The following is a 26,903-nucleotide window of genomic DNA, read 5'->3' on the forward strand; positions in this document are numbered from 1 at the left end:
GCACGACCATCGCCATCACAAGCGTGCCCGGTGCCGCTCGGTCAGGTGTACTGCGGCTCAGGGCAGTACGCTCAGACGCAGATGCGAAGGATGTTCTGCAGAGCGCAACAAGCGATGCGTGGCTGTTTGAAAGTCGTCAGCCTCAGCGAAGAAAATGTTGGGGATATACTTCTGCGGATTGCGATCGACAAGCGGAAACCAACTGCTCTGCACCTGAACCATGATCTGGTGCCCGACCTGAAAACGATGTAGTACATCTTGAAGTTGAAAGGCGATCCGCGTTGGTTGGCCAGGCTGCAACGGTTGCGGGTGCTCGAACGATTCACGAAAGCGGGCTCGAAATACTTCACTGCGAACCAGCATGTGATAGTTGGGTTGTTGAGCTACCTGCGTACCATCGGGGAAGACGTCGATTAGCTTGACGATGAAATCAGCGTCGGTACCGGTGGTCGTGACCCACAATTGGACATCGATCGGGCCCGCGACCGTAACATCTTGTTGGAGCACAGGAGTCTGATAGGCCAACACGTCTGGGCGACGCGCGGCAAAACGCTGATCTTCGACCATGTATTCGTTGGTCATTCGCGGCGTGATCGCGGCGGTGTAGGGAACGGGCCTGGACGGATCGCTGACGTATTGGTCATAGGCAGCCGCCCTTGCAGGTGCGTCAGTTTGGTAGTCGTGAGGATAGTCAGCAGGTTGCGTAGGCGGGGCATCATCCAACAGCCCGGCCTGCTGAAAGAAAAGCTTGCGATCCTTGGCTTCAGCAGGCGGCCACGTGTCGAAGACGCGCCAACGATTCGAACCGGTTTCGAAAACGGTGGCTTCGGCTGGTGGGGGAAAGTCGGCATCCTTGAGATACATTTCAAAGAATGGAAACTCAATTTCAGCACGGTAGAAGGCGGCGGTCTTTGACCCGAAGTGTGCATCACCTAGGCGATCTCCCTCTTCGCTGGCCCAGCCTCCGTGCCGCCAGGGACCGACGACCAGCACGTTGTTGACAGAAGGATTGTGACGTTCGATCGCTTGATAGGTCGCAAACGAACCGTACAAATCTTCAGCGTCGAACCAACCTGTCACTAGCAACACCGCCGGGGCAACATTCTTTAGATGAGGCACAATATCGCGCTGCTTCCAAAACTGATCTCGATTGGGATGCTGCATCATCTGGTCCCAAAACGGGATGCTACCTTTGAGAAAGCGACGATTGATTTCCTGGATCGTACCGGCTTGCAGGAACAGATTGTAGCCGTCCAGCGATGGCAGCGGTTGTTCGCTGGGACGTTGACTGGTCGGACCGGTGCGCGGCTGAGCGTTATAGCCTAGCCAGCGATAGGCGTGCGCCAGAAAAAATGCTCCGTTGTGCAGAAAATCATCAAAGTACCAGTCGGCCACCGGTGCCTGGGGCGATACGGCTCGCAGCGCCGGATGCGCGTCGATCATTCCGGCTGAGCAGTAGAATCCTGGATAGGAAATGCCGTACATGCCCACACGCCCGTTGTGATTCTGGACGTTCTGCAACAACCATTGAATGGTGTCAAACGTATCGGAACTTTCGTCGATTTGTTGCGGCGAGCGTTTATCGGCAATGTGTGGAGTAACCTGAACGAATGTGCCTTCGGACATGTACTGTCCGCGTACATCCTGCACCACGAAAATGTAGCCGGCATCGGTAAAATGCCGACTGGGACCAAGCTGGCTGGGATAGGCATGAGCCCCATATGGATCGCAAGAGTAGGGCGTCCGTTTGAGCAACAATGGATAGGTCTGGGTGGTGTCGCGAGGACTATAGATTGCCGTATGCAACCGAACTCCATCGCGCATGGCGATCATGACTTCCTGTTTGACATACCGCAAGCGTATCGAACTTTCAGGACTTACCAACTCCTGAGCAACGACCGCTGGGCCTGAGACGTTCAACCAGCAAATCACACAAAAGAGCCAGATTGTGCAGACCGGCCTGCGCACTAACAATGAACCGCTCACATTATTCTCCACCGACCGTCATTTCGTTGATCAGCAAGGTCGGTGCAGCCGTACTACCGCGTTTAAATGACAGGTCATTGCCGATGGCCTGGACGCCACTCAACACCTTCAGGACATTGCCAGCGATGGTGATCTCTTGAACCGGATAGGCAATTTTGCCTTTTTCGATCCAGAATCCGCTGGCACCTTGCGAGAAGTCCCCCGTGACTGCGTTAACGCCCGAGCCGAACATTTCGGTCAAGTACAGTCCGTGGTCGACCGCTTGGATTATTTCGTGCGGTTCGACCGTGCCATTTTGCAGAAACAGATTACTGGATGAAACGCTGGGGCTGGACGAATAGCCACGGCCGGCATTGCCAGTGACAGGGGCCTGAAGCCGCCTCGCGGAATAGGCATCGCACACATAGGTTTGCAACACGCCATTTTCGATCACCGTCACTCGCGAAGAGCGCACGCCCTCACCATCAAACGGTCGCGAAGCCAACCCGTCTGCCAAGGTTGCATCGTCGACGATGGTAATGCTGGGGGCGACTATTTGCTGGCCCACCTTGTCGATCAAATACGATGCGCGGCGATAGACGCTGTCACCCGAGGCAGCTCCAAAAATCATTCCCAGCAGCGTGCTGGAGACATCTGGGTCCAACACCACAGGCACCGACTGTGATTTGGCTTTCTTGCCACCCAATCGGGCAACGGTGCGCCGCGCAGCTTCGACTCCAACGGATGATGGCGAATCTAGTTTGTCAAAGTAGCGATGGAAGGTATACCAATAGTCGCGCTGCTTAACGCCGTCTTGCTCAGCCAACAGGGCCACCGACAGGCTGGCGATAGTCGTCTGATACTGTCCGACAAAACCGTCAGAATTGGCCAGCGTGATTTGGCTGATTGAATTGGACCAACTGGCACCGTTCGAATTAGTGATGCGCGGATCGTACGCGCGACCGGCCTCTTCCATCTCGCGGACCATGGCGATTTTTTGCTCAGGAGTCACGTTGGCTAGGTGTGGATCAAACAACCTCAGCTCACCTGAGTACAGCCCCAGCAATTCACTGGGTGCCAGGCCATTGAATTCATCCGCGCTGGAAACTTTGACGATCTGCAGTGTCTCATCCACCAATTGTTGCAGGGTTTTATCCTGGAAGTCGGTGGTGTAGGTCATGGCCATGGCCTGATTTTTAAACACGCGCATCCCGAGGCCGGTGGAATTAGACTGTTGTAGTTTCTCGATGTTTCCCAAGCGAATCGTAGTGTTGAATCCGTCCGACGAAGCAACGTAAACATCGCAGGCATCGGCACCTTGCTTCTTCAGGGCAGCGACCAGATCGGCGGCTAAATTGCGATAATCTTTCATGGCTTGCTGACTCAACTCTTAAGTTTCGTTCCACCGACGGTGATTTCGGAGACTTTGACAGTCGGCGTCCCCATGCCGACAGGCACCATTTGGCCACCTTTGCCGCAAGTCCAGCCACCATCGGTAAACTTGAGGTCGTTACCCACCATGGCTACACGTGTCATTACCTCTGGGCCATTGCCAACCAGCGTGGCTCCTTTAATGGGACGAGTCACTTGGCCATCTTCGATCAAATAGGCTTCCGAGCAACTGAAGGTGAAGTCCCCTTTGGTAATGTCTACATTGCCGCCGGTAAAGCTCTTGGCAAAAATGCCTTTTTTCACCGACGCCAAGATTTCTTGGGGATCATAGTTGCCGGCTTTCAAATAGGTGTTGGTCATCCGCGGAATGGGCGGATGGTTGTAGGCCTGACGACGCCCATTGCCGCTGGGAGCCACCCCGAGCTTCTTGGCTGAGATGCGATCGTTCATATAACCGCGCAGGATACCGTTTTCGATCAGTACGGTGCTTTGCGGCGCGTGACCTTCATCGTCCACGTTGATCGTGCCGCGCATGTTTTCGAACAACCCTTCATCGATCACCGTACACTGCGGCGAAGCAACTTGCTGACCGATGCGATCCGAGAAATTGGAGAGCTTCTTATAGTTGAAATCAGCTTCCAGCCCATGCCCAACCGCTTCATGCAGTAAAACGGCGCTGTCGGAGTTACCCAACACCACGGGCTGCAAGCCGGCTTCGACCTCGACGGCCGACAGGTTCAGGATTGCCAGTCGAGCCGCTTCGGCAGCGATCTCATCTGGCCGGCGTTGCTGTTGAAAGTACTCCAGGCCAATCCGCCCACCGCCACTGGTGCGACCGGTTTCGCGACGGCCACCATCTTCGGCAATACAACTGGTGCGGAAGACGAACATCGGCTGCGAGTCCTCCCAGTAAACGCCGTCACTGTTGACATAGACGACATGCTTCATTTCGTCGTTGAAACCAATTGAGACTCGAGCGATACGCGAATCGTGCGCTTGAGCCGCTTGATTGGCTTGCTGAATCAACTCCAGTTTCTTACTGAGGTCGGCCGATGTGGCCAGCTCTTGGATAGGGTAAAGATTCTTCGGCTTGAGCGAACTCATGGCTTGAACGCGGACTTTAGCCGTCTGGTCTGAAGCTATGTTGGCAGCGGCGGCAGCCACTTGCAACATTTTTTCGAGCGTAATGTCTTCAGAAAAAGCAAAGCCAATCTGATCGCCGATGATAGCGCGGATGCCAACTCCACGCACGATACCGCGCCTGGCCGCTTTGACGATGTTTTCTTCAAACGTCAGGTCCGACGTAATGCGGTATTCGAAAAACAGATCGGCAAACTCTGCCCCCCGATCCAGCGCTGCGGCAAGCACTTGCTGGAGCTGCAGACGGTCCAAATGAAAGTAGTCTTCCAAGAGAGAGTTACTACTCACGTCGCGTTCTCCTGCCACGAGTCTACTGAGCCAGCGATCACTGGTTGCCATCGCTCCCATCGCGGCGCTGGAAGCCAAAAAATTCCGTCGCTGCATGATTCAAGCTCCGACGATAGATGTGGAATAGTGTGTGGGCTGTTGACACTAGTTATAGCATAAACCAGCGGCGACAGCCTATACAAGCTTCGCCAAAGCAAGGCGTGAAGCCATTCTTGCAAGAGTCTTTCGCCGGTGGGCAGAATGCGACACCCTTTTGTCATGTGACAAAGGTCGCTGGGAAGATCGATGCTACTGGCTGGTCAGTGGCTGCGGGCAGCCTCTTTGCGAGCACCCTGGATGGCACGCAGGCGGTTAGGATTGTCGGCTTGCCCTGTCAATTCGTACAGGAAGCGGCTGGCAAAGGTCTCCCGTTGCTTGCCCCATTTCTTGCGAGTCAAGGCCAGCGATAGCGTGAGCTCATCTTGCGCGCGAGTAATGCCGACATAGCACAATCGCCGTTCTTCTTCGACATCTTCAGCATTGTCGGCCAGCGAACGGCGGTGAGGCAGAATTCCCTCTTCCATACCCACCATATAAACGAGCGGGAATTCCAGTCCCTTGGCGCTGTGGTAGGTCATTAGCGCGACCGAATTGCTGGGCTGTTGTTTGTCCTTGGAGCCGCCAAACTCTTTGCCAGCCAATGCAACTTCGTCTAAGAAACCCGACAACGTCGATCGCGAGCGGTGTTCAGATTCGTATTCAGCGACTGCGTTGACCAGCTCTTCTACACCGTCCTTGCGAGCCGATGCCTCTTGCGGATCGGTGTAAGTTCGGTCCAGGAATCCCAGATAGTCAATGTTGTTGATCAACTCGCGCAACACATCGGCCATCATTGAGGATCGAGTCGAAAACTGATTCTGAAAGTTGGCCACGAGTCCCCGAATACGCTCTAGGCCCTGCTGGGCAGGAATCGGAAGTTCATCGCACATGCTGCTGGTCTGAAGATAACGCCACATCGGCTGGCCTTCACCGACTGCGCCAGCCAACAGCGCTTCGACCGTCTTAGTGCCGATCCCGCGCTGCGGGGTGTTAATGATTCGCAGCAGCGATATTTCGTCTTCAGGATTATCGACGACTCGCAGGTAGGCCAACAAATCGCGAATTTCGCGCCGATCGAAGAATGACTGACTGCCGACCAGCGAATAGGGCACTTTGGCTTTGCGAAGTTCCGTTTCGAATACGCGCGGCTGCTCGTTAGTACGGAACAAGATGGCGAAGTCGCCCGGCTGGCGTTGGCGCGTATCCAAGATACCAGCAATCTCAGCAGCCACGCGCTGAGCCTCTTCCAGTTCATTGTTGAATTGCATCACGCGCGGTGGTCTACCGGCGCCGCGAAAGGCGCGGAGGATTTTGTTGTGACGCTGTTTATTGAAGGCTATCAAGCGATTGGCCGCGTCTAAGATAGCCCCGCTACTGCGATAGTTGGCTTCCAAGCGAATGACCTTGGCGTCTGGCCAGTCATTGGCGAAATTGAGAATGTGGCGCACTTCGGCACCGCGCCAGCCGTAGATTGACTGGTCGTCGTCACCCACCACACACAGATTGCGATGCTGGCCAGCCAGATGTTTGATGATTGCGTATTGCGACTGGTTCGTGTCTTGATACTCGTCTACCAGAACATGGTCGTACCGCCCGGCTTCCAGCTTGCGGATATCATCGTGTTGTTGGAACAGCTCTTCGGTCAGCAGCAACAGGTCATCGAAATCGACTGCACCAGCCAGTTTGATAGCTTGTTGGTAGCGTCGATAGCCGCTGGCAGCCACATGCTCGTGGTCAGTGCTAGCCGCCTGTGTGGCCTGTGGCCAACGAATTCCTGCGTTCTTCCAGCGACTGATGATAGACAAAAACTCAGCGGGCTTCATCATGCCGCTGTGAACGCGAAGCTGCCGCAACACGTCGCGCGCCAACGTCTCTTGATCGTTGCGATCATAGATTGCAAAACGGTCGGGGTATCCCAGCGTTTTAGCGTGGCGGCGCAGGATTTGTACGCAGTTTGCGTGAAAAGTGCCCACTACCGGTGTTGCAGGCGGCTGGGGCGACTTGGGGCTGCGGGTCGGACCAGACAACTGCGATACCCGATGCCGCATCTCTTTAGCGGCCTTGTTGGTAAAAGTAACCGCCAAAATCCGCTCTGGCCGAATGCCGCTACGGATCAGATTGGCGATGCGGAAGGTGACGACTCGCGTCTTGCCCGAGCCAGCCCCCGCCAAAACAAGCATCGGCCCACTGAGCGTTTGTACAGCTTGTTGTTGTTCGCGGTTCAGATTGTTGGACATTCACGAATCGTACCTGAGGAAGCTAGACTGGCAAGACCGCCAGTGATGGCTTGTCAAGCAAGCCGATTCCTGCCGAAGAATGCTGGATTTCCCTGGGGAGTTTTAGCTAAATTCAGAAGCCGATTTGCTGTTGCAAAATTGGTGGCCAACCCTACAATTCCAGCCTCCATAGGATACACGATTGCAAGGGGCTACAGGCCATGAAAGTCGTTTCGTCGATCGGTTCGCTGAAATTCCGTCACCCAGACTGCCAAGTGGTACGTCGCCGGGGTCGCATCTACGTGATTTGCAAGAGCAATCCTCGATACAAGGTCCGCCAAGGCGGAGCTAAAAGTAAGCGTACCAAGCGCTAGCACAGTGCTTCCCTCACTATAGAACGCTTCCGTAGCTATAGAACAAAGTGTAGTAACACACTGTTTTTCTCTCCAGACGCTTTCTCGCCAGACGTAGGTGTGCAGTCCAGTATCTGCTGTCGACAGAGGGCGGTGGCACGCCGTAGCCTTCACACCTCTGGTGGAATTGCGGATGAAACTGTAGTTTGCCAGTCTGATGTTCTGGCGCGCAGAGCTACGCGGAATTGCTCTGTTAGACGCCAGCCATCCAAGCGATCCAGCCGATTGTCCCACAGCTGACGATTACCGGGATCACCCCCACCTGGAATCTTTTGAGCGCAACAAAAGCGCCCATGGCAATCAGGGCGACTGGCCAGTCGAACTGCTGATTGTCGGGCCACAGCGCGTGCTCGGTGAAATGCAAGCCAAGGTTCATGATCACACCCACCACAGCGGCTGTGATGGTGGTCAGTGCGGCTTGTGCGCGCGGCAGACGTCCAATCGACTGAACCAACGGCCCGCCCAGAAAAATAAACAGAAAACAGGGAGCGAATGTGACCCAAGTGGTAATCGCCGCCCCAATCGTGGCTCCCCAAGCTGGGCTAAAACCATCCGGATGCTGCCATCCGCCCACAAAGCCCACAAACTGCAAGACCATGATCAGTGGACCGGGCGTGGTTTCTGCCAGCGCCAGACCCGACATCATTTGCTGATGGCTTAGCCAATGATGATTCTCAACCGCTTGTTGCGCGACGTACGGCAACACGGCATACGCACCTCCGAAAGTCACCAGCGCAGCACGACTGAAGAATAAGGCTTGTTGCACCGGTGTGCTGTGCCAACCCAGGCTGATGGTCAGTAAAAATACCGGCCCCCACCAAGCAGTTAAACCTACGCCAAGTACTCGGGCCGTTCGCCGCCATGACATTCTGGGCGAGTCAAGGAGAGAAACTGCCTGGGACTCGTCGGTAGCATTCCTCTTCGAGCCTCCAGTCGGGAATTGACTTGGAGCCATCCCGCGCCCAATCCAGCCAATCGCAGCTGCGGCCAAGATGATCAACACAAATGACGCGTTCAGAACATAGATGGCGATGAACGAAAACACGGCCATGAGCCACAGCGTTGGCGACTTGAGTGAACGTCCTCCGATGCGCAATACAGCTTCTAAAACAACCGCCATGACTGCCGCCATCAGTCCCCGAAAGATCGCTGCCAACCAAGGCATGTGACCTCCGGCCATGTACAGCCAGCTCAGCGCATACAAGATCAGTGCAGACGGTGCGACGAACAAGATGCCAGCGGCCAGCCCACCTTTGGCACCGTGTAAGCGCCAACCAAGATAGGTCGCCAATTGTTGCGCTTCAGGCCCGGGTAGCAACATGCAGAAGTTCAAGCTATCCAAGAAATGACGTTCGCTGAACCATCGCCGCCGCTCGACTAACTCGCGATGCATAATCGCCACTTGGCCAGCCGGACCACCGAAACTTATCAGCCCCAGCGTCAGCCAAAATTTTAGAGCCTCACGAAACGTTGGAAAACCGGGCGGGATCAAGTTAGCGTTGGCTGTCATTGAGAATTCCTGTCGCCACTAATTAAGTTCCAAAAGGTTGCTTGGCAAAGCGTATCATACGCCGACATTCTTCTGTGCGTCGACAGCGTGTATTGAAGCAACGCAATACGAATATCACCGACCAATGGCACATCGAATTAGTGTAGGATTATGGCCGCTGTAGGAGTGTAGCAGACGCAATCTCGTTGGTCCGATGCCTATTTGCAGTTCTTGGTTGGCAACTACTGAACTTCGATATGATCATTCGATTCAATGCTGCTGCGTTTTTTCCGTTGGCTACCGTCGCGAGTCGGTGCAGGATTGTAGTCAGTATCGCGTGACAGTGGATTGTTGTTCAGTAATCAATAGGCAACAGTGGCTTTCATTCAAAGCATTCATAAGGTTGAGGTCAACGTGCAAACTATACGAGCAGCACTTTTGGTGGGCTTGTCGTTATCGATCGGCTGGGGAGTGCGCGGTAATTTTGGGCATGAATACGGCGCAATGCTGCCCGGTGCACTGGCGGCACTGGCAGGTGTGCTCGTTCTAGGCAGGCGCGAGTGGTTGCCGCGAATGGCTTATTTCGGCTTCTGCGGCGCGCTCGGGTGGGCCTTTGGCGGGTCGATCTCCTACATGCAGGTCATCAGTTACACGCATTCGGGGCATCTGCCGAGCGTGATCTACGGCTATGGTGGACTGCTGGTGATCGGCTTCCTGTGGGCGGCCATGGGTGGCTTGGCAGTCACATTAACGGCCGAGGCATCAGGCCGAAGACTTTCGACTCTGTTTCGTCCACTGATGTGGATAGTGACGGTTTGGATCGGTTTGCATTTTGTGTTGATCTGGCTGGCGCAATTTGAAGCCCGTTACATAGACGATCGAACTTGGCAGCGTCAGGCCAGCGGGCTGTATTGGATGGACAGCGATTGGATTCAGGTGCTGACGGCTGGTCTAGCTTTGGTGGCCTTCGAGCTATACGACAGTCGCTTTCGACACTGGTCGAAGTGGTTGCTACTTGCCGGCGGCGGGGCCCTGGCGGGATGGCTCGTGCAGATGTTGCTGACGGCAACCGGAGTGCTGCCACGTTTACTGGTTTGGCCACTAGTGCAGTATCAGGCAGACGCTGCACTGATCGCGCGATTGGCTGAAGAGCGCGGACAAGCGATCGAGCAGATACATGCGGACCTGCTGACCAACTGGCCGAATTGGTTTAGCCTGTTTCCACAGCATGTCGGTTGGGTGATCGGCCTCTTGATTGGAGTGGTGATTTATTGCCTCCGCTTTGGGCGCTTTCGTAGCGGTTCAGGGCTGCTGATGAGCATGGTGGTTGGTTGGTATATCGGCTTCGTGCTCATGCCAGTACTGCTCGGATTTGGTGGAGCCGGCTTGAGAATGACTCCGCCTCGCGGCGATAACTGGGCGGGTATTGTTGGAGTTGTCGTGGCAACAGTCTGGTGGATGCTGCGGCATGGCTACTCTCGGGCCGCCTACGCGGGGTTGCTGTGTGGATTGGTGGGAGGGTTAGGATTTGCCGGTGCGACGCTACTCAAGCTGCTGATGCTCGCACTGGGAAATCCCAACCTGACCAGCGATCCGACGGTCATCGAGCGGTGGCGATTCTGGCAGCACAGCAACTGGCACAGTTTTCTCGAGCAGTCTTACGGGTTAATCAATGGCTTGGGACTGTTTCTGGCTCTCTATTGGCTAAGGAATCGTCCACCGAGATTTGCGCGGGACAGCCGAACTGAGCCTTCGCTGTGGCGGCACATCATAGCTATCGCGGGTCTGTTGTTTGGAGTGATTTTCCTAAACATGCAGAAGAATGTGCAGACCTGGGTCGAACTCAAAGCTGTGCCCGAGTCGCTGCGCCTGCCTGGTTTCGAAAACATCAACCTGTCGGCCTACAGTTGGTTTTGCCTGGGATTTTTGGCACTTACATGCTGCGGCATAGGTCTGCTGCGAAGCCATCTGCGGCGACCGCTGGATTGGATGCCCACCCACTGGCTGGGTCGCGGTCAGTTGTTGTACTTGGTGTTCTTGTGGATCGTAGTTGTTATGAACTTTGAGCGCGCCTTGGTACGATTTTCCGAAGGCCGCTTGCTGACCGAAGGTACGATTTTTTTGAACGCGATTCTGGTCACTTGGATGGTCAGCCGCTGGCCACCCGCTGCCAACGATCCCAGTCGAGCACGGAATATCGCCGCACTGCACCCGAATCAGTCTGTGAACTGGCTGAAAATGACAGGGCTGGCGACAGCTGTCTTAGCCATGTGTTTGTTGGTCATGCCAGCCATTACCCGTCAGGTCTACGGCGCTACCTTTGCCGGTCATGCCAATCAACAAAAGCGATTTGGCAGCGATGCACTGTGGAGGACAACCCCCATCTTCAAGAGCAAGCGGCACAGTTGATTTGCATAGATGCATCAAACATGTGATTACGAGCCTTTGGCAGTTGATTGCAGTTTATTCGACAAGGCAATCAACAGAAACAGAAAGCCCGGTAGGCTCCACAGTAAGAAGGCCGGTCCGAGCCAGCGGCCATGGAAGCTGTATTCGACCAGATACATGCAGGCAAGCGCCGACAGTACCAGCACGCCACCCGCCACTCGAAATCGCCAACCGACAACATAACCTAGGAAGATGATCGCCCAACCCGCGAAGAGGAGCTGGACGCTCAGCGGTTCTTGCATTAACTTCGGCAGAGGCTCGTCTCCCAATAGAAACGATAAGAATAGTCCTAGCAACACGATGGAAGATGCTCGGGCCGTCCAGGATAGGAAGCCGCTGAAGTAGTTCACCTGTTGTGGAATCATTTTTTGTGCTCCTGACGCTTTATTCGCTCGGAAATCGCAAATCTTGTCATGCCAACATCCAGAATCGCTGACAGGCAACGACGGACAACCCTATCAGACGGAGAATCAAAGGTGAATGCTGAGATAGTTCGCGCCGGTATCCATGACGCTGCTTTGTTGGCGAGCCTTGGTGCACGATGGTTCACCGAAACGTTTCAAGGGACATGTACCGACGAAGATATGCGCGAGTACGTCAGCGACTGTTACAGTGTCGCCAGAGTCTCCCAGGAGTTGGCAGACGCCGATGACCTGTATCATTTGATGCGATTAAATCAGCACGTTGTCGGGTACTCCAGAATGAAAGCCTCGTCGCCGCCCCAGCGAATCCAAAGCGATACGCGTTCGATCGAACTAAAGCGACTGTACTTTGATCGTCAGTGGCAAGGACTAGGACTAGCCCAGCAAATGATGCAGCACCATTTTCAGTTAGTAGCTTCCATGGGCTTCCGACGAATCTTCCTGAGCGTTTGGGAACATAACCAACGCGCACGGGCTTTTTACCAGAAACTAGGCTTCCGCAACACCGGAATTGCCAATTCATTTCCCATTGGTCAGACCCCGCAAACCGATTACTGGTATGTGCTGGACGTTCAATAACGCAAATGTGCCATGCCAATATGCGAGGCGTGCTTGTAACAGGGACGCTGTAAGACCTTCCAGCCCTTAGCAGATTGGTCATCTGAGGCATGTCGGTATCCTCGGCTACCTCGGCAGCCTCGAAATTGGCGGCGATTGTATCCCGGCTGCCATGGACTTACGGCTATTCAAGGCCAGATTCAAGGGCTTGCCGGGAGTTGCTCACGGACTCGGTTCTATGAATGACCCGCACACCCCAATACTGTTCTTTTGTACACATGCCAGCAATCGGCTGAAGCAGCAACGAGAATAGTATGATTTCTCGGCTTATCGTACCTCCCGATTCCTGTTAATCTGGGTGATTGCCAGCGAGTATACCGCCTTTGGAAGGGCATTTCGGCGGCGCAGGCTGATTTTGAGAAGTAGGAGATTATTTATGTTTTGGGCTCGTCTGGCAGTTTTGTTTGGCAGCACCGTACCTTGTGCGGCTTTGGTTTGGTCGCAAGATGCCACCGGCGGTGTAGAGCTGGCCAGTCCTGAGGGCGGCTCCGTCGTTCAAGCCAGTCATACCAACGCCAGCCCATCGCCTACCCCGTCCACGGTAGTAGCTGCGGGAATGTCGACATCCGGACGCTTGCACCAGGCACTGCTGCGTGCAAAGCACCAACTCGATCAACAGCGACTGCCGGAGCTTGAGGGAGCGCGAAGTGAATTTCGCAGGGCGATCGAGTCACTGGAGCGATTCATTCAGCCGGGTACGACCAATGGGGACAGGTGGGGCAAGTTTCTGCGACTAAGCGAATTACGCGAGCAAATGGACAGTCAGCGCCCTGCCTACCAACGCTTGTTAGATCTCGAAATGAATATGCGCCAGAATTACGTTGGATTGGAGTATCGACAATTTGTTGATCTTCGCGACGCCCTTGCCGCGTATGGCCGCGCCGCCAAGTTCTACAAGCAAGAAGACAGTTTTATGAAGTTCATGAACCAGTCACTCGATGATGCCATAAAGGAACTGGAGGAAGGCAGGCTGGTGGATAGTCGGCTGAGCCTTCAGATCAGTTCGTTACTGGACAATTTGTATCTGGCCAACCAAGGGGCTGACATTGTGCACGAGCTACGCAGCTTGTGGGCCCAGCCTAACATTCGTGTGCAAATCGACCAGAGTTTCGTCAATCGCCTGGTTGGGCGCCGCGTCGCTCAACCGCAAGATGTGGACGAATGCATTTTGGGTACTCGAGTGCTTGGTCAGGCCTTTATGGATGGACAGGTAAGTGCGAATCTCTTGCCCATGACTAGTGGAGTCGGCATTCAATTAAATCTGTCGGCCTGTATGAGCAGCCACAGCCAAGGCTTTAATCGTGGCGTCGTGCTGAATACCACCAGCGTCTCGCCAGTGCTGGCCAGCAAGCAGATCTACGTCACTAGCAATGGTATCTCAACGACAGTGCCTCAAGTGTCGACACAGCTGGAATCGACGATTCATAGCATCCAGCATCGCTCGCGAATTGTACTTAGAATCGCAAGCCGTCGCGCCGCCAAGCAAAAGCCCCTGGCCGACGCAGAAGCCGAGCGTCGACTGCAGAATCGCGTCGGAACCGAGTTTGAACAGCAGGTTAGCCAACAGCTGGCAGACGTTCGGCAGCAGCTATCGCAACTCCAACAGTCTCCGCGCCCTGAACTTCAGCGAATTGGCATACAGCGGCCCGAATTAGTCTACTACTCGACCAGTTCTGAGATTCACGCTCGAACAGCGTTTGCGGCGGATCATCAGTTGTCTGCCCCAAGTGTCTGCCCATTGCCTCATCCGACCTCGGCCAGCGTATTAGGGCAAATTCATCAATCGGCAATCAATAACGCCCTGGAAACACTGATGGCCGGACGCACGCTGCGCAGCAGCGAACTGGGAGACTTTGCCAAACAGATCACCGGCGATATCCCGGAAGAACTCAAGGAAGAAATCGAGGGTGAGCCCTGGTCGATCACCTTCAATACGCATCAGCCGATTCGTATCGAGTTTGACGGAGGATTGATCAAAGTGACCCTGCGGCTGGTCAGAATGACTCGTGACCGCAAAACCGAAAATGAAGCCGTCAGTATCTCTACCGCGTATCGACCGAGCTTCGACGGACAAATCATCACGCTCTCACGCAGTGGCGAAGTCAGCGTAACTTCTGACAAAGACACATCGGGCGTCCGAGCCACGGCGATGCGTTCTTTCCTGAAGTCAAAATTCGATAAGACATTTCGGGAAAGCATTGCCACTCAGCCACTGGATCTAGCCAAATTTCCGAGGGCCGCCAATTTGAATCTTGATTTGCGACAAATTGCCTTTGACGTTGATAAGGAATGGCTCCAGGTTTGGCTGCCCTGAGGAGTCTGTCCGAACCTCAAGTAGATCGCGCCGCCTATCTAGCCGCAGCATTTCGTAGGCCTCAGCTTCAGCCAGAGGTTGATCGAGTCCCTCACTGACTCAGCTCAGCGGGTTGTGATAGAATCATGTCAGCAGTTGAAGGCTTGTAATTTCTCTATTGCGGGTGCGGTTGATGATGTCGCTTCGATGCTTACGCTCGTTAACGATCAGTGCTGGCTACATTATCATCCTGTGGCAGCAAAATTTAGCAACGGCACAGCAGCCAGCTCCAAGGAACATTAGCGACAGTCAAGCGTTGCGCAAGGTATCCGATGTGACCGATCAAGAAGATCCGTATTTGTGGTTGGAGGAGGTGACGGGGCAAGCGGCACTGGATTGGGTGCGCCAGCGCAATTCGGTAACACAACAAAAATACGAAACTGACCATTTCCATCAACTCCGCGACGACCTGTTGGCCATTCTAGACTCGGATCAGCGCATCCCGCAGGTTACCAAGCATGGTACTTACCTTTATAACTTCTGGCGCGACAACCAGCACGAGCGCGGTATCTGGCGGCGCACTACGCTGGAAGAATACCGCCAATCGCAACCGAAGTGGGAGCTGCTGCTGGACCTGGACCAACTGGCCGGTAGCGAGAACGAGAACTGGGTGTGGCACAGTGCAACACTACTGCGCCCCAATTACGACCGAGCAATCATCAACCTGTCACGCGGAGGGGCCGATGCAACGGTCAGTCGCGAATTTGATTTGCCATCCAAATCTTTCGTACCCGACGGATTTTATCGGCCTGAGGCGAAAGGTGGCCTGGACTGGATCAATCGGGATAGCGTTTTCGTTTACACAGACTTCGGCGCTGGTTCATTAACTAGCTCAGGGTATCCTCGACAGGCAAAGCTGTGGCGGCGGGACCAACCACTGGCAGAAGCGGAATTGGTCTACGAAGGCTTAGATGGAGACATGTATATCTCTGCCGTGCACGATGACACTCCGGGATACGAGCGGGACTTTGTCAGCCGTACGCTCGCGTTCTACAACAACGAACTTTATTTGCGAACGGACGATCGGCAGCTCGTTAAGATTGAGGTTCCCAATTCGGTCATCAAAACAGTATTTCGCGACTTTCTGTTGTTGGAGCTGCGCGAGCCATGGACCGTGGAAGGCCAGAATTTTCAGGCCGGATCGTTGCTGGTTGCTGACTTGAATGAGTTCCTATCCGGCAAGCGAAAGTTTTCTATCCTCTTTCAGCCGACTGACAATAGTTCGCTGGCCAGTTTCGCGTGTACGCGCGACTACATTCTGCTGAACATACTCGAGGACGTGAAGAATCGCATCTATGTATTGAAACCCTCTGGCAATCAGTGGCAGTCGTCGCCACTGCAGGGTGCCCCACCAATGGGCACGCTTGAAATCAGCCCGGTAGATCCTGTCGAATCCAACGCATACTGGATGACCGCTAGCGATTTTGTTACCCCCAACACACTGTACTATGGCGACGTTGACGGATTACCGGAGCAGCTCAAGCAGCTGCCGGCGCAATTCGACGCAGCCAACTTGCAGGTGACTCAACATTTCGTCACTAGTCGCGACGGTACCCGTGTACCGTATTTCATGGTAGCGGACAAGCAGCTCGCTTTAGATGGTGCGCATCCGACGTTGTTGTACGGCTATGGTGGATTCGAAATATCTTTGACACCACTCTACAACCCGGCGGTAGGCAAAGCGTGGTGCAGTGGCGGTGGCGTGTTCGTTGTGGCCAACATTCGCGGCGGTGGCGAGTATGGTCCACGTTGGCACCAGGCCGCACTCAAACAGAATCGGCTGCGGGCCTACGAAGATTTTGCTGCGGTCGCTCAGGACTTAATTCAGCGGGGCGTAACCAGTTCGCAGCGATTGGGAATTCAAGGCGGCTCGAACGGCGGGTTGTTGATGGGAAATATGTTGGCCAACTACCCCCAGTTGTTTTCCGCCGTAGTTTGCCAAGTGCCACTGCTTGACATGCGGCGTTATCATTTGCTCTTGGCCGGGGCCAGTTGGATGGCTGAATACGGCAATCCCGATTCACCTGGCGAGTGGGAGTTTATTCGCACCTATTCGCCGTACCAACAAATTCGGTCCGACCAAAATTATCCCACAGTGCTGTTCACAACTTCAACGCGTGACGATCGTGTCCATCCCGGGCACGCGCGCAAGATGATGGCACTTATGGAAACGCAGGGGCACAAAGTATGGTACTATGAGAACATCGAAGGAGGGCACGGTGGGGCGGCCAACAACAAGCAACGCGCCTACATGCAAGCGTTGGCCTACATGTTTCTCCGCGATCAACTCTTTCCCAAGTAGCAACAACTCCAGAGGAGCGCACTGTGGATGGGCGGTCACGTGCGTACGGGATGGGGTACGAAGCTATCGACTTGCAACTACGTAGGACAGATGGCGTTAGTCTGCTTGGACTTGGACGCTTTCAATAATTACAGCTTTTACGGGTACATCACTCATACCGGCTGATCGGCCGGTCTTGACCTGGCTGATGGCATCCACCACCGCTTGGCCTTTTACCACATGGCCAAATACGGCGTACCCCACTCGATCCTGAGCGCGAGCCTTATCTAAAAAATCGTTGTCAGCTGTATTGATAAAAAACTGACTGGACGCGCTGTCAGGTACGCTGGTCCGAGCCATTGCCAGGGTGTACTTCTTGTTTTGCAACCCGTTGGAAGATTCATTCTTGATCGGCGGCCGTGTCTCTTTTTGCTGCATATCTTCGGTGAAGCCGCCACCTTGAATCATGAACCCGTCAATGACGCGATGAAAAATGGTGCTGTCGTAAAAACCAGATTGGGCGTATTCCAGAAAATTCTGGGCCGAAATGGGAGCATCCTTCTCGAACAACTCGATTTCAATATCGCCATGATTCGTCTTCATTACGAGCACAGTGAGGCACCTTTTTCAAATTGTGTTCTGTTGGATGTAAATATATGAGAGACTGAGCCGTGACCTTGCCCCAGTGTGTAGCAACACGTCGCTCTCCACGGTCTGTCGCCTACAGCTACTTTTTGCTTTGGTCGAGTACCTTATTCCACTCGGCCAGGCGTTCTTTCTGCGATTCGAACAACAGCTCGACATCACCATTAATGGCGATCGAATGGATTCTATCGTTCTGCTTAACGGCGTTGACTACCTCTTGTCCCTTGGTGACTCGGCCAAACACTGTATGCATGCCGTCCAGCCAATCGGTCTTGACGTGCGTGATGAAGAATTGCGAGCCATTGGTCTTGCCAGTATTCGAGTAGGCCTGTTTACCGCGATCACTATTGGCCATGGATAGTACGCCTGGACCGTCATGCAACAAGTCGCGACGAGTTTCATCAGCGAAACTATAGCCGGGGCCGCCGGTTCCATTACCCTGCGGGTCCCCTCCCTGAATCATAAAATCCGGAATGACGCGATGGAATTTGAGGCCATCGTAATAGCCACGTTTGGCTAAGTTCAAGAAATTGGCAGCGGTGACCGGAGTCTTGGAGGCAAATACCACGCACTCAATGTCACCACGAGATGTCTTGATAACAATGGGGATATCATTGATCTTAGCCGATGCTCCTTCGGCTGGCTTGGCCTGCCCCTGAGCCAACGCGGTCAGACTGGGGACCGCTGCAGTGCAAGTTGCGAGCAACAAAACAGTCAAGATGGTCTTCAACATCGAACGTACCTCTGCAATTTAGACTTTCATTGGCGACTTGCTTCCGCAAAGCCTGCCTAACTTATCACGATTTTACCAGATGCCTCGTAACGCCGGTTCGAGCGAATCTCGTCGATCGAGCCATCGGGCGATATCATCAAGGGAAAGTATTGTATCCAACAAACTGACTTAGAAAACCTCTGCTTGGAGACAGCCCTGTGCGTTGTTCGATTTTCCTAAGCGGCGTCTGGTTTTGCCTGCTATTGTTGTGCGATCATGCGACTCAAGCGGCGGAGCCTCCCGTCGGCGCGAGCAGGCAGTTCCTGCCCAATATCTTGTGGATAACTTCGGAAGACAATGGGCCACATTTGGGGTGCTATGGCGATCTGTATGCAGACACACCACATTTAGACGCACTGGCTGCCCGCAGTATGAAATATGACCATGCATGGTCTTGTGCTCCGGTGTGCGCTCCGGCTCGAACAACCATTATCACCGGCATGTATCCTACCAGCCTTGGGGCTCAGCACATGCGTAGTGAAGTTGCATTGCCAACCGACTTCAAATTGTTGCCACAGCGGCTGCGCGAGTTGGGATACTACTGTACGAACAATAGTAAGACCGACTACAATTTGACTGTAGACTCTAAGGAAATTTGGAATCAGTCGAGCGCCCAAGCGCATTGGCGCGGGCGTCCTGCTGGACGGCCATTCTTCGCCGTATTCAATTTCACCATCAGCCATGAAAGCCAGCTCCGCACACGACCTCATAACGCGATCCACGATCCTCAACGCGTCCCGTTGCCCAGCTTTCATCCCGATACACCGGAGGTCCGTCAGGATTGGGCTCAATACTACGATCGAGTTACCGAAATGGATCGCGAAGTCGGCTCGATCCTGCTGCAATTAGATAACGATGGTTTGACCGACAACACGATTGTGTTTTACTTCAGCGATCATGGCAGCGGTATGCCGCGATGCAAACGCTGGTTGTACGAATGCGGATTGCGCGTGCCGCTCATTGTTCATATTCCTGAGCGTTTGAGAGCGTTGGTGCCTGGTGAATACCAACCTGGTGGAACCAGCCAACGACTGGTCAGCTTCGTCGATCTGGTGCCGACATTATTGAGCATAGCGGGACAGAAGCCACCCGCGGAATTTCCTGGAGGTGCCTTCTTAGGTAAGTACTCTGGAGCTGCCCCCCAGTACTTGTATGGATTTCGCGATCGCATGGACGAGCGTTACGACATGTCGCGCGCGGTTCGCGATGCCAATTTCAGTTATATCCGCAACTTTCAACCTCATCGACCGCAAGGCGCTTACCTGGAATACATGTTTCAAACGCCGACGACGCGCGTATGGCAGCAATACTTTGACGAAGGACGGCTGAACGAGGCTCAGCGCCAATTCTGGCTGACTAAACCAGCCGAGGAACTGTATGACCTGCGAAATGACCCTGACCAGATTCACAACTTGATCGCTCAGCCCGAGCATGCAGAAACTGCCAAGCGGCTCAGGGACGAATTGATGGCCTGGATGATTCGTTCTGGCGATCTAGGGCTGTTACCCGAAGGCGAGGTTTTAGCCAAGTCTGGCGGAAAGTCGCCGCGAGAATTGGGCTTAGACCATCAGCGATTCCCAATCGAGGAAATCTTGAGGGTTGCTGATCAGGCAACGCGACCAGAGCCGGGCGACATGGCAAGGCTATTACAGCATCGCCTGTCGCCGCACAGTGCTTGTCGTTACTGGTTGGCTCATGGATTGCTGCTGCGCACGATACTCGCGCAAGATCGGGCAGAGGCTCTCCAGGCTGCCAGCAGTATGGCGCACGACGAGTCGCCTCATGTGCGGTCTATTGCCAATGAAACACTGGCTCGATTTGGCACGGCTGACGATCGACGGCTTGCGATCGTTAGTCTCCTGAGAATGGCTGACGCGCGCAATACCAATGCTATGGCAGCCGTGGAAGCGCTGGGCAGCTTGGATTGGTGCCGCCCGACCAAAGATGAAGTTGGACATGGGCTGAAGGGACTGCCGACCTCTGTTTGGGGACTACCCAAGCGCTATGAATCCTATATTACCAGACTAGTTCAGCGCATCGACGCAGCCAGTCAATTTGAAAGAAGCCCGAAGTGACTCGAACTGGATGTCGGGTCGCACTGGCCACATGACCGAACTAGTCTTCATCGTCCACATCTTCGTATTCATAGCCGTCGTCACCATCTTCGGCTTGATCGTCGTCGGCTAGTTGGCCTGTGGCGGGGTCTTCCCAGGGAGCATCATCGGTGGCTTCAAACTCGTCGGCTTCTGCGTCATCCTTGACAGCCAAGCGAATCGCGGGACGCGATGGAGTTTGCTCACAGCGATTGACGGAACCTGCGGTCGCCGACGAATCGGACGGTGGAGTCAGGCTAGGCTCCTGAGGGCGAATCTTGTTACTGCGAGCGCTGGCCGGTGGCTTGGGAGCTCTAGCCCCTGAACTTCCGCTGTCTGCGGCTTGCATAGCTTCCCAGTCGGACAGGCTGATAATAACATCGCGAGCTTGTGAGCCGGCATATTGGCCAACAATGCCATCTTCGGCCATGTAGTCGATCAATCTTGCGGCCCGTCCGTAACCAATCCCCAAAGCCCGCTGCAACAGTGAGCAACTTCCGCGCCCTTCGCGTACCACTACATCAACGGCAGCTGCGTACAGTTCGTCGCGCTTCTTGAGTACCATCGGCTGCGGTTCTTCGTCGGTCTCTTCCTTAATCTTCAGGTTGACCAGTTCGCTAACAAAATTCTGTTCACCTGTCGAGCAATGATCAACCACCCGATTGATCTCTTCGTCCGAGAGGTACGTTCCCTGACCGCGCAGCAGCATACTGGTTCCGGGCCACAGAAAGAGCATATCGCCATTGCCCAGCAGTTTGTCGGCACCCATTTCGTCTAGCACCACCCGACTATCGGTGCGGCTGGCAACTTGGAAACTGATGCGGGCTGGCAAGTTGCTCTTGATCAATCCGGTAATAACATCCACCGTGGGTTTTTGCGTTGCTAGAATCAAGTGGATTCCTACGGCACGGCTCTTTTGTGCCAGTCGGATAATATGCTGTTCGACATCCTTGCCGGCCGTCATCATCAAGTCTGCCATTTCATCAGCAACGATGACGATGAAGGGCAGGTGATCAGGGATGGCGTCAGCCTCTTCGGAGGTTTCCGGCTTGATTCGATCCAACAGTTCTGCACGGTCTAATTCGTTGTAGCTAGTCAGGTGCCGGACACCGGCGCGGGCCAATAAAGAGTAGCGCTCTTCCATTTTGTCCACTGCCCAAGCCAGTATCGCTTCGGCCTTGCGCATGTCAGTTACAACCGGGTGCATCAAATGCGGCAGTCGGCCGTAGCCGATCATTTCCACCATTTTGGGATCGATCATCAGCATTCGCACTTCGTCCGGGCGACGCGTCATCAGAATCGAAGCGATGATCGCGTTCAAACACACGGACTTACCAGTACCCGTGCGCCCGGCGATCAGCAAGTGCGGTAATGTCGCTAGGTCAGCAATCAGCGGATTTCCAGAAACGTCCTTGCCTAAGAACAGCGGAATCTTAGCTTTGCGCCCCTTGGGCCCCATCTCCTCGATCACTTCACGCAGACGCACAACCTGTCGCGTCTCGTTGGGGACTTCAATGCCTACTGTATTCTTGCCTGGAATGGGAGCGACGATGCGGACACTGGGCACGCGCAGCGCAATTGCCAGGTCATCGGCCAAGCTAGTGATCTTGGCCAGTCTCAAGCCAGCTTCCAATTCAATTTCATATTGAGCAATGACCGGACCGGTCTCGATCTCGACAACGCGAACGTTAAAACCGAAATTCTTAAAGGTAGCTTCGAGGATCTTGGCCTTGCGGCGGACTTCGACCGTCTGAGCCTCAAAATCCACATCCTCTGATGGGCTCAGCAATTCAATTTCGGGTAGGATATATTCATCAGCGCCGGGAGGCAGCTTGGTGTCGTCCATGCCAGCCAGCGATGCAGCATGATCCTCGTTCTTCCCCTTGCGAGATTTAGGTGGGCTGACTTGCGGTTCCAATGCATCTGGTTCTGGCGTCGGATGAGCTGCATCAACACGCAGATTCAATGTCTCGCCAGAAGTTGTCGTCAACTCCACGCGCAACGGTTCGGTGATTTGATCGACCTCGTCGGCCTCCTCATCGATCGCGTCAGTCTGCTCAATCTCGCTGGTTTCTTCCGCCGACGAGACAGCTGATGGCTCAACTGCCAGTTGCGGATAATTACTCGATGTGTCAGATGGCGAACTGCCAGTCATCCAACCGGTTAGCAGCCCCTTGGCCGCCGAGTTGGCCGCCGAGGCTAGCTTCTGACCTGACGCCAGAGCCCCACTTGCAGCCGAGCGGACAGCGCTCATGTCATTGCTGCTCAAGTCCGAATTGGTTCGACCGCTGATTCTCACTGGTGGCAGGGCACCGCTCGATACAGCGTCGCCGGGCAGTTCAATCCCCTGATCGACGTCACTGCGAGTTTTTGAGACTAGTGGAGTTCCGATCGGCAGTGTGATGCGCGACCGGGCCACCGTCGTAGCAAGTGCCGTTCCGCCTGCCAGAAGCCATGCCATGCTGCGGACGACAACATAGTCGGTGCTCAGCAACAAACCGGCGAGTAAAATGCTGAACGTTAGTATCGAAGCACCCAGGACCGCAAAGTTTTCGTGCAACCAAGTGCTGGTAATCGCCCCGATGTAACCTCCTGGTCCAATGATTGGTGCAAAGGGAGTAGCAATTTGATACAGCGCAACCAACGTGGTTGTTCCGACGATCACCAAGAACCAACCAATCTGACGTGATGGCGGGACATAGTTGGTTTGAACTTTGAACAACCAGATTGACAAAACAGATAGCCCGATAGCTACCAATAGGCTACCGATTCCCAGCGACTGGATCAGCAAGTTGGCCACGAGCGCACCGAACCAGCCGCAAACGTTCTGAATTTGTGCATTAGGTGGGTAGACAGCGTTGTCCACTGCGACCAACAGATTGAGCGGCCTTGGCAGTTCGCCTAGCGAGTCTGCCGGGTCGTGGCTCAGTAGACTCATCCAGATAAGAATGCTGATGGCGCTTAGAGCGATAGCTTCGATATCGAGTTCAACTTTGCGCTGAGCGGCGTTCATTCAGCTCTCGACGGTAAGGTAGTTGTTGCTGCGTGCCCGATCCTCCTTGACCTGGGTACGTGAATTCTTCCGCGCCGGTCGCAGCCGGTGCGTTTGCTGACTACGGTCTGGCTAGATCGTGAGTCTTCGATCTAATATCGGAGGCAGGCGCGTCAAGTCGCACTCTTTGTTGCTGCCACCAGAAGGTCCCGTTAATGCTCGCAACCGTTATCTTTGTTAATTGGAGATCAGCGGCGGCTGTTTATGCAACGGCGACATCCCAGATCGAACGGTACCTTTTTCGAACTACAACCGTCGCCAGTCCTAGATTCATTGGGCGGTTGGCAGGTTCCGTGTAGCGGATAGTCGGAGTATTATATCTATAGCGCCGGCCGTGGAATTGTAGCGGCCTGTTCCTATTCAGAGGGTCGGCCACAGCCTGCTCGAAACTGACTCGAATCCAATCGAAATCACCAAGCGAAAAATCATTACATCAGGAACTATTATGTCGAAGCAACTTTTGATTTACCTTGCGTCCGGCCTGGTCATATTTGCATTTGGCTGCGAATTGTTGGCTGCGGACGAGCCGAAGTTTCTAGCCGGAGCCGGCCAAGCTGATGTAACTCCAACCGAGCCGGTTCCGATGTGGGGCTATGGTTCTCGCAAAGATGCATTATCTGTCGGGACGCTTGATCCGCTGATGGCAACCGCCATTGTGATCCAGGCCGGCGAAGACAAGCTGGCCATAGTCGGTTTGGACTTGGGCCGTTCACCAAATGAACTATCGATGCAGCGGATTCGCGAGCGTATTAAAGCAGTCGGGATCGACTACTCGATGATGGCGGGCTCGCACACTCACCACGGACCGGTATTGGAGTTGGCTGATAGCCCCGGACGCGGCCAAGGAAAATTCAATGCATCGCTTCGCTACTACCAGCGATTGGAGGACGGCATCGTTGCCGCAATTCTAGATGCCAACAAGAATTTGGTGCCGGCCAAGCTGGCAACTGGTTCAGTTGATCTGGAGGGCTTTAATCGAAATCGGCATTCGAAAATGCAGCCTCCGCCGCTAGATCGCAGCCTGGCTGTCATGCAACTGGTAGGCAAGGACTCGGATAAAGTAATTGCCACGCTAGTCAATTTTGCTGCTCACCCGACCAGTCTACCGGATAGCCAAAACGAATTCTCTTCTGACTACGTGGGGGCGCTGCGTACAGAGATTGAAAGCAGTCTGGGGGGCCAGGCGGTGTTTATGCAGGGGGCCTCCGGCGATCTATCGACCAATCGAGGGCCTCATGGAGATCACGCCCAGTATGGACGCGCATTGGGTAAGGAAGCGGTCAAGCTGGCTCGAACGCTTAAGCCCCAAGAGGTCCCCAACCCGTCCCTGAAAGTTCGCGAAGATCGTTTCACTTTCAAGCCGCGAACCGATTTGAATAACCCGCTGATTCGAGCCGCGTATACGATGGCTTTCTTTCCTGAGCTAGTAGCCTGCTTCGTAGATGAATACGCCGAGGGTGTCCGCCCCAGAATCACGGTGGCATTGCTGAATGGACAGATTGCTTTAGTGGGAGGTTCAGGCGAGTTTTTCTGTGCGCACGCGATAAACCTCCGAAAGCGTGCTCGCGTCGATCAGCTATTCTTCTTTGGCTATTGCAACGGGTACCATCAGTACTATCCAACCATCGAGGGAGCCGCCGAGGGTGGATATGGGGCAGATAGCCAAGTCGCCCCGGCCGCCGTCGGAGCCGGAGAGCAGCTAATGAATACCTCTCTAGAGTGGATTTTTCGGATGCAGGGCGCTAAGATGTGAGTGTCTCTTACATCCTTCGGTCACCCGGTGCCCATTCCTGGCTGCCAATGAAAGACAATACATCCTGGTTCGTATCGGATTTGCATCTGTTCAGCCGCCGTTCGTCCGCGCCTCAATTTGAGGCAGCCATTCGGGCCGCGGTTCAAAGGTCGCATACGTTCATTCTGGGTGGCGATATCTTTGATTTTCGGTGGAGTACCCAACTGTCGCGCGGACAGGCCATGCAAGACGGTATTGCTTGGCTTCGCCGTTTGATCGGCCTGAACACCGATTGTCGATTCCATTACTTGCTAGGCAATCACGACTGCCATCCAGAGTTCGTTCAGTCGCTGGAGCGGCTCGTTGAGACTACCCCCCAGCTCGTCTGGCACAGGCACAAGCTGCGCATTGGCGACAGTATTTTCCTGCACGGTGACATCGTTGACACAAAGGTCCATCCAGGGCAGTCGCATCACAGCGTCCTGGATTCGCGTCGACTAGCCGGAGAATTGCGGCCACCTCCGGCTAAGATTTCGCACGCCCTCTACGACGTGGCAGTGCAGGCCAAGGTACATCGACTGGTGGTGCATGTAGCCAAGCGGCGAGAACTAGTTCTTCGGCGGTTAGCAACCTACTTGAAGGCACACGACGCCTGCCCGGCAACTGGCGTCCAACATGTCTATTTTGGACACACCCACCGGAGGTTGATCTCAGTGCCCTATGCAGGCATGCGGTTTCACAACCCTGGTGCAGCGATCAAGGGACTGCCGTTCCAAATGATTGAAACTACGGCTTCGCCAGGACAGCAAATGGATCTTTAGTCGGGTCGTCGTTCCAGACGTACTCGGTCGCCTGAGCGATTTTCAGGGCTGTCTCTCGTCCGTAAAATCGGGACACCACCGCTAGCGACATATCGATGCCGGCCGACACGCCCGACGAAGTGACAATGTTCCCAGCATCAACCCAACGCGCATCCGGTTGCCAGTCCACCTCTGGTCGCCAGGAGGTAATGAGCTGGTAGGACAGTTTGTTGGTCGTGGCCGGGCGATTGTCTAACAGGCCCGCTTTGGCCAGTATCCCCGAGCCACTGCAGACGCTCATAATGAGCTCGGCAGTTTGTACCTGTTGGTTAAGCCATTCCAACAATTGCCGATTGTTGATCTCATTGAGCGTACCGATTCCGCCGGGCACTAAAATCCAATCTAATTGTGGAGAGTCGGCCAGGGAGTGGGTGGCCAACATGGACGGCCCCTGCGTTGAGGAAACCGGGCCAGCCTGCTGAGAGAGCATGATGATTTTGACCTGCCCTCGCAGGTTGCCAAATATCTCCGCAGGACCGCAGACATCCAGCAATTCGAAACGCTCGTAGAGATAAATCCCCAATGTTTTTGAGGTTTTGGCTGGCGAGTTGGCGGGCGACTGTGCCTGAGCAACCGCAGTCAGAAGGCAGGCGGCGAGCCAGGCAAACGTCGGCAAGCGATGTACCAACCGCAGGCTCGGCATCAT

18 protein-coding genes are annotated in these 26,903 nt (G+C 54.5%); 8 read left to right on the forward strand and 10 right to left on the reverse strand.

Annotated features, from left to right (window positions below; all coding sequences use genetic code 11):
- Nucleotides 1–57 precede the first annotated feature (57 nt).
- The 4 genes from KF752_01195 to KF752_01210 all read right to left on the reverse strand — a co-directional run bounded on the left by KF752_01195 (nt 58) and on the right by KF752_01210 (nt 7,100).
- Nucleotides 58–1,986 (reverse strand): CocE/NonD family hydrolase, encoded by a 1,929-nt coding sequence (locus tag KF752_01195; protein MBX3420149.1) that lies wholly within the window; start codon nt 1,984–1,986, stop codon nt 58–60.
- Between the two features lies 1 nt (nt 1,987).
- Nucleotides 1,988–3,337, reverse strand: a complete 1,350-nt coding sequence (locus tag KF752_01200; GenBank protein ID MBX3420150.1) for a TldD/PmbA family protein — start codon at nt 3,335–3,337, stop codon at nt 1,988–1,990.
- Nucleotides 3,338–3,348: 11 nt separating this feature from the next.
- Entirely contained in the window at nt 3,349–4,785 is a 1,437-nt protein-coding gene (locus tag KF752_01205; GenBank protein MBX3420151.1) for a hypothetical protein, read from the reverse strand.
- Nucleotides 4,786–5,084: 299 nt separating this feature from the next.
- Nucleotides 5,085–7,100, reverse strand: coding sequence for a UvrD-helicase domain-containing protein (locus KF752_01210; GenBank protein ID MBX3420152.1), 2,016 nt, complete (start codon nt 7,098–7,100; stop codon nt 5,085–5,087).
- A 200-nt stretch (nt 7,101–7,300) separates the two neighbouring features.
- Between KF752_01210 and ykgO the strand changes: the two genes are divergently transcribed.
- Nucleotides 7,301–7,453 (forward strand): type B 50S ribosomal protein L36, encoded by a 153-nt coding sequence (gene ykgO / locus KF752_01215; GenBank protein ID MBX3420153.1) that lies wholly within the window; start codon nt 7,301–7,303, stop codon nt 7,451–7,453.
- A gap of 232 nt (nt 7,454–7,685) precedes the next feature.
- On the opposite strand, the gene chrA is transcribed toward ykgO, so the two are convergent.
- Nucleotides 7,686–9,002, reverse strand: coding sequence for a chromate efflux transporter (gene chrA / locus KF752_01220; GenBank protein MBX3420154.1), 1,317 nt, complete (start codon nt 9,000–9,002; stop codon nt 7,686–7,688).
- Nucleotides 9,003–9,395: 393 nt separating this feature from the next.
- On the opposite strand from chrA, the gene KF752_01225 reads away from it, so the two are divergent.
- On the forward strand, nt 9,396–11,390 hold the full coding sequence (locus KF752_01225; GenBank protein MBX3420155.1) for a hypothetical protein: 1,995 nt from the start codon (nt 9,396–9,398) through the stop codon (nt 11,388–11,390).
- A gap of 26 nt (nt 11,391–11,416) precedes the next feature.
- Here KF752_01225 and KF752_01230 read toward each other — a convergent pair whose 3' ends face one another.
- Nucleotides 11,417–11,794 (reverse strand): hypothetical protein, encoded by a 378-nt coding sequence (locus KF752_01230; GenBank protein MBX3420156.1) that lies wholly within the window; start codon nt 11,792–11,794, stop codon nt 11,417–11,419.
- 111 nt (nt 11,795–11,905) lie between these two features.
- On the opposite strand from KF752_01230, the gene KF752_01235 reads away from it, so the two are divergent.
- From KF752_01235 to KF752_01245, 3 genes are all read left to right on the forward strand, one after another.
- Complete coding sequence (locus KF752_01235; GenBank protein ID MBX3420157.1) at nt 11,906–12,430, forward strand: GNAT family N-acetyltransferase; 525 nt, start codon at nt 11,906–11,908, stop codon at nt 12,428–12,430.
- Nucleotides 12,431–12,845: 415 nt separating this feature from the next.
- Entirely contained in the window at nt 12,846–14,783 is a 1,938-nt protein-coding gene (locus KF752_01240; protein MBX3420158.1) for a hypothetical protein, read from the forward strand.
- A gap of 175 nt (nt 14,784–14,958) precedes the next feature.
- Nucleotides 14,959–17,124, forward strand: coding sequence for a S9 family peptidase (locus tag KF752_01245; protein MBX3420159.1), 2,166 nt, complete (start codon nt 14,959–14,961; stop codon nt 17,122–17,124).
- Nucleotides 17,125–17,220: 96 nt separating this feature from the next.
- On the opposite strand, the gene KF752_01250 is transcribed toward KF752_01245, so the two are convergent.
- Together KF752_01250 and KF752_01255 are read right to left on the reverse strand one after the other, a co-directional pair.
- Nucleotides 17,221–17,715: a peptidyl-prolyl cis-trans isomerase gene (locus KF752_01250; GenBank protein MBX3420160.1), complete on the reverse strand. Its 495-nt coding sequence runs from the start codon at nt 17,713–17,715 to the stop codon at nt 17,221–17,223.
- 115 nt (nt 17,716–17,830) lie between these two features.
- Complete coding sequence (locus KF752_01255) at nt 17,831–18,481, reverse strand: peptidylprolyl isomerase (protein MBX3420161.1); 651 nt, start codon at nt 18,479–18,481, stop codon at nt 17,831–17,833.
- A 236-nt stretch (nt 18,482–18,717) separates the two neighbouring features.
- On the opposite strand from KF752_01255, the gene KF752_01260 reads away from it, so the two are divergent.
- Complete coding sequence (locus KF752_01260) at nt 18,718–20,595, forward strand: sulfatase (protein MBX3420162.1); 1,878 nt, start codon at nt 18,718–18,720, stop codon at nt 20,593–20,595.
- Between the two features lie 40 nt (nt 20,596–20,635).
- Here the strand turns inward: KF752_01260 and KF752_01265 are convergent, their stop codons facing one another.
- Nucleotides 20,636–23,626: a DNA translocase FtsK gene (locus tag KF752_01265; GenBank protein ID MBX3420163.1), complete on the reverse strand. Its 2,991-nt coding sequence runs from the start codon at nt 23,624–23,626 to the stop codon at nt 20,636–20,638.
- Between the two features lie 484 nt (nt 23,627–24,110).
- On the opposite strand from KF752_01265, the gene KF752_01270 reads away from it, so the two are divergent.
- Together KF752_01270 and KF752_01275 are read left to right on the forward strand one after the other, a co-directional pair.
- Nucleotides 24,111–25,418 (forward strand): neutral/alkaline non-lysosomal ceramidase N-terminal domain-containing protein, encoded by a 1,308-nt coding sequence (locus KF752_01270; protein ID MBX3420164.1) that lies wholly within the window; start codon nt 24,111–24,113, stop codon nt 25,416–25,418.
- Nucleotides 25,419–25,465: 47 nt separating this feature from the next.
- Entirely contained in the window at nt 25,466–26,218 is a 753-nt protein-coding gene (locus KF752_01275; GenBank protein ID MBX3420165.1) for a metallophosphoesterase, read from the forward strand.
- Here the strand turns inward: KF752_01275 and KF752_01280 are convergent.
- Nucleotides 26,184–26,903 carry a DJ-1/PfpI family protein gene (locus KF752_01280; GenBank protein ID MBX3420166.1) on the reverse strand — a complete coding sequence of 240 codons (720 nt, stop codon included), beginning with the start codon at nt 26,901–26,903 and terminating at the stop codon, nt 26,184–26,186. The two genes, KF752_01275 and KF752_01280, sit on opposite strands and share 35 nt — an antisense overlap.

Source organism: Pirellulaceae bacterium (assembly GCA_019636385.1).
GTDB lineage: Bacteria > Planctomycetota > Planctomycetia > Pirellulales > Pirellulaceae > Aureliella.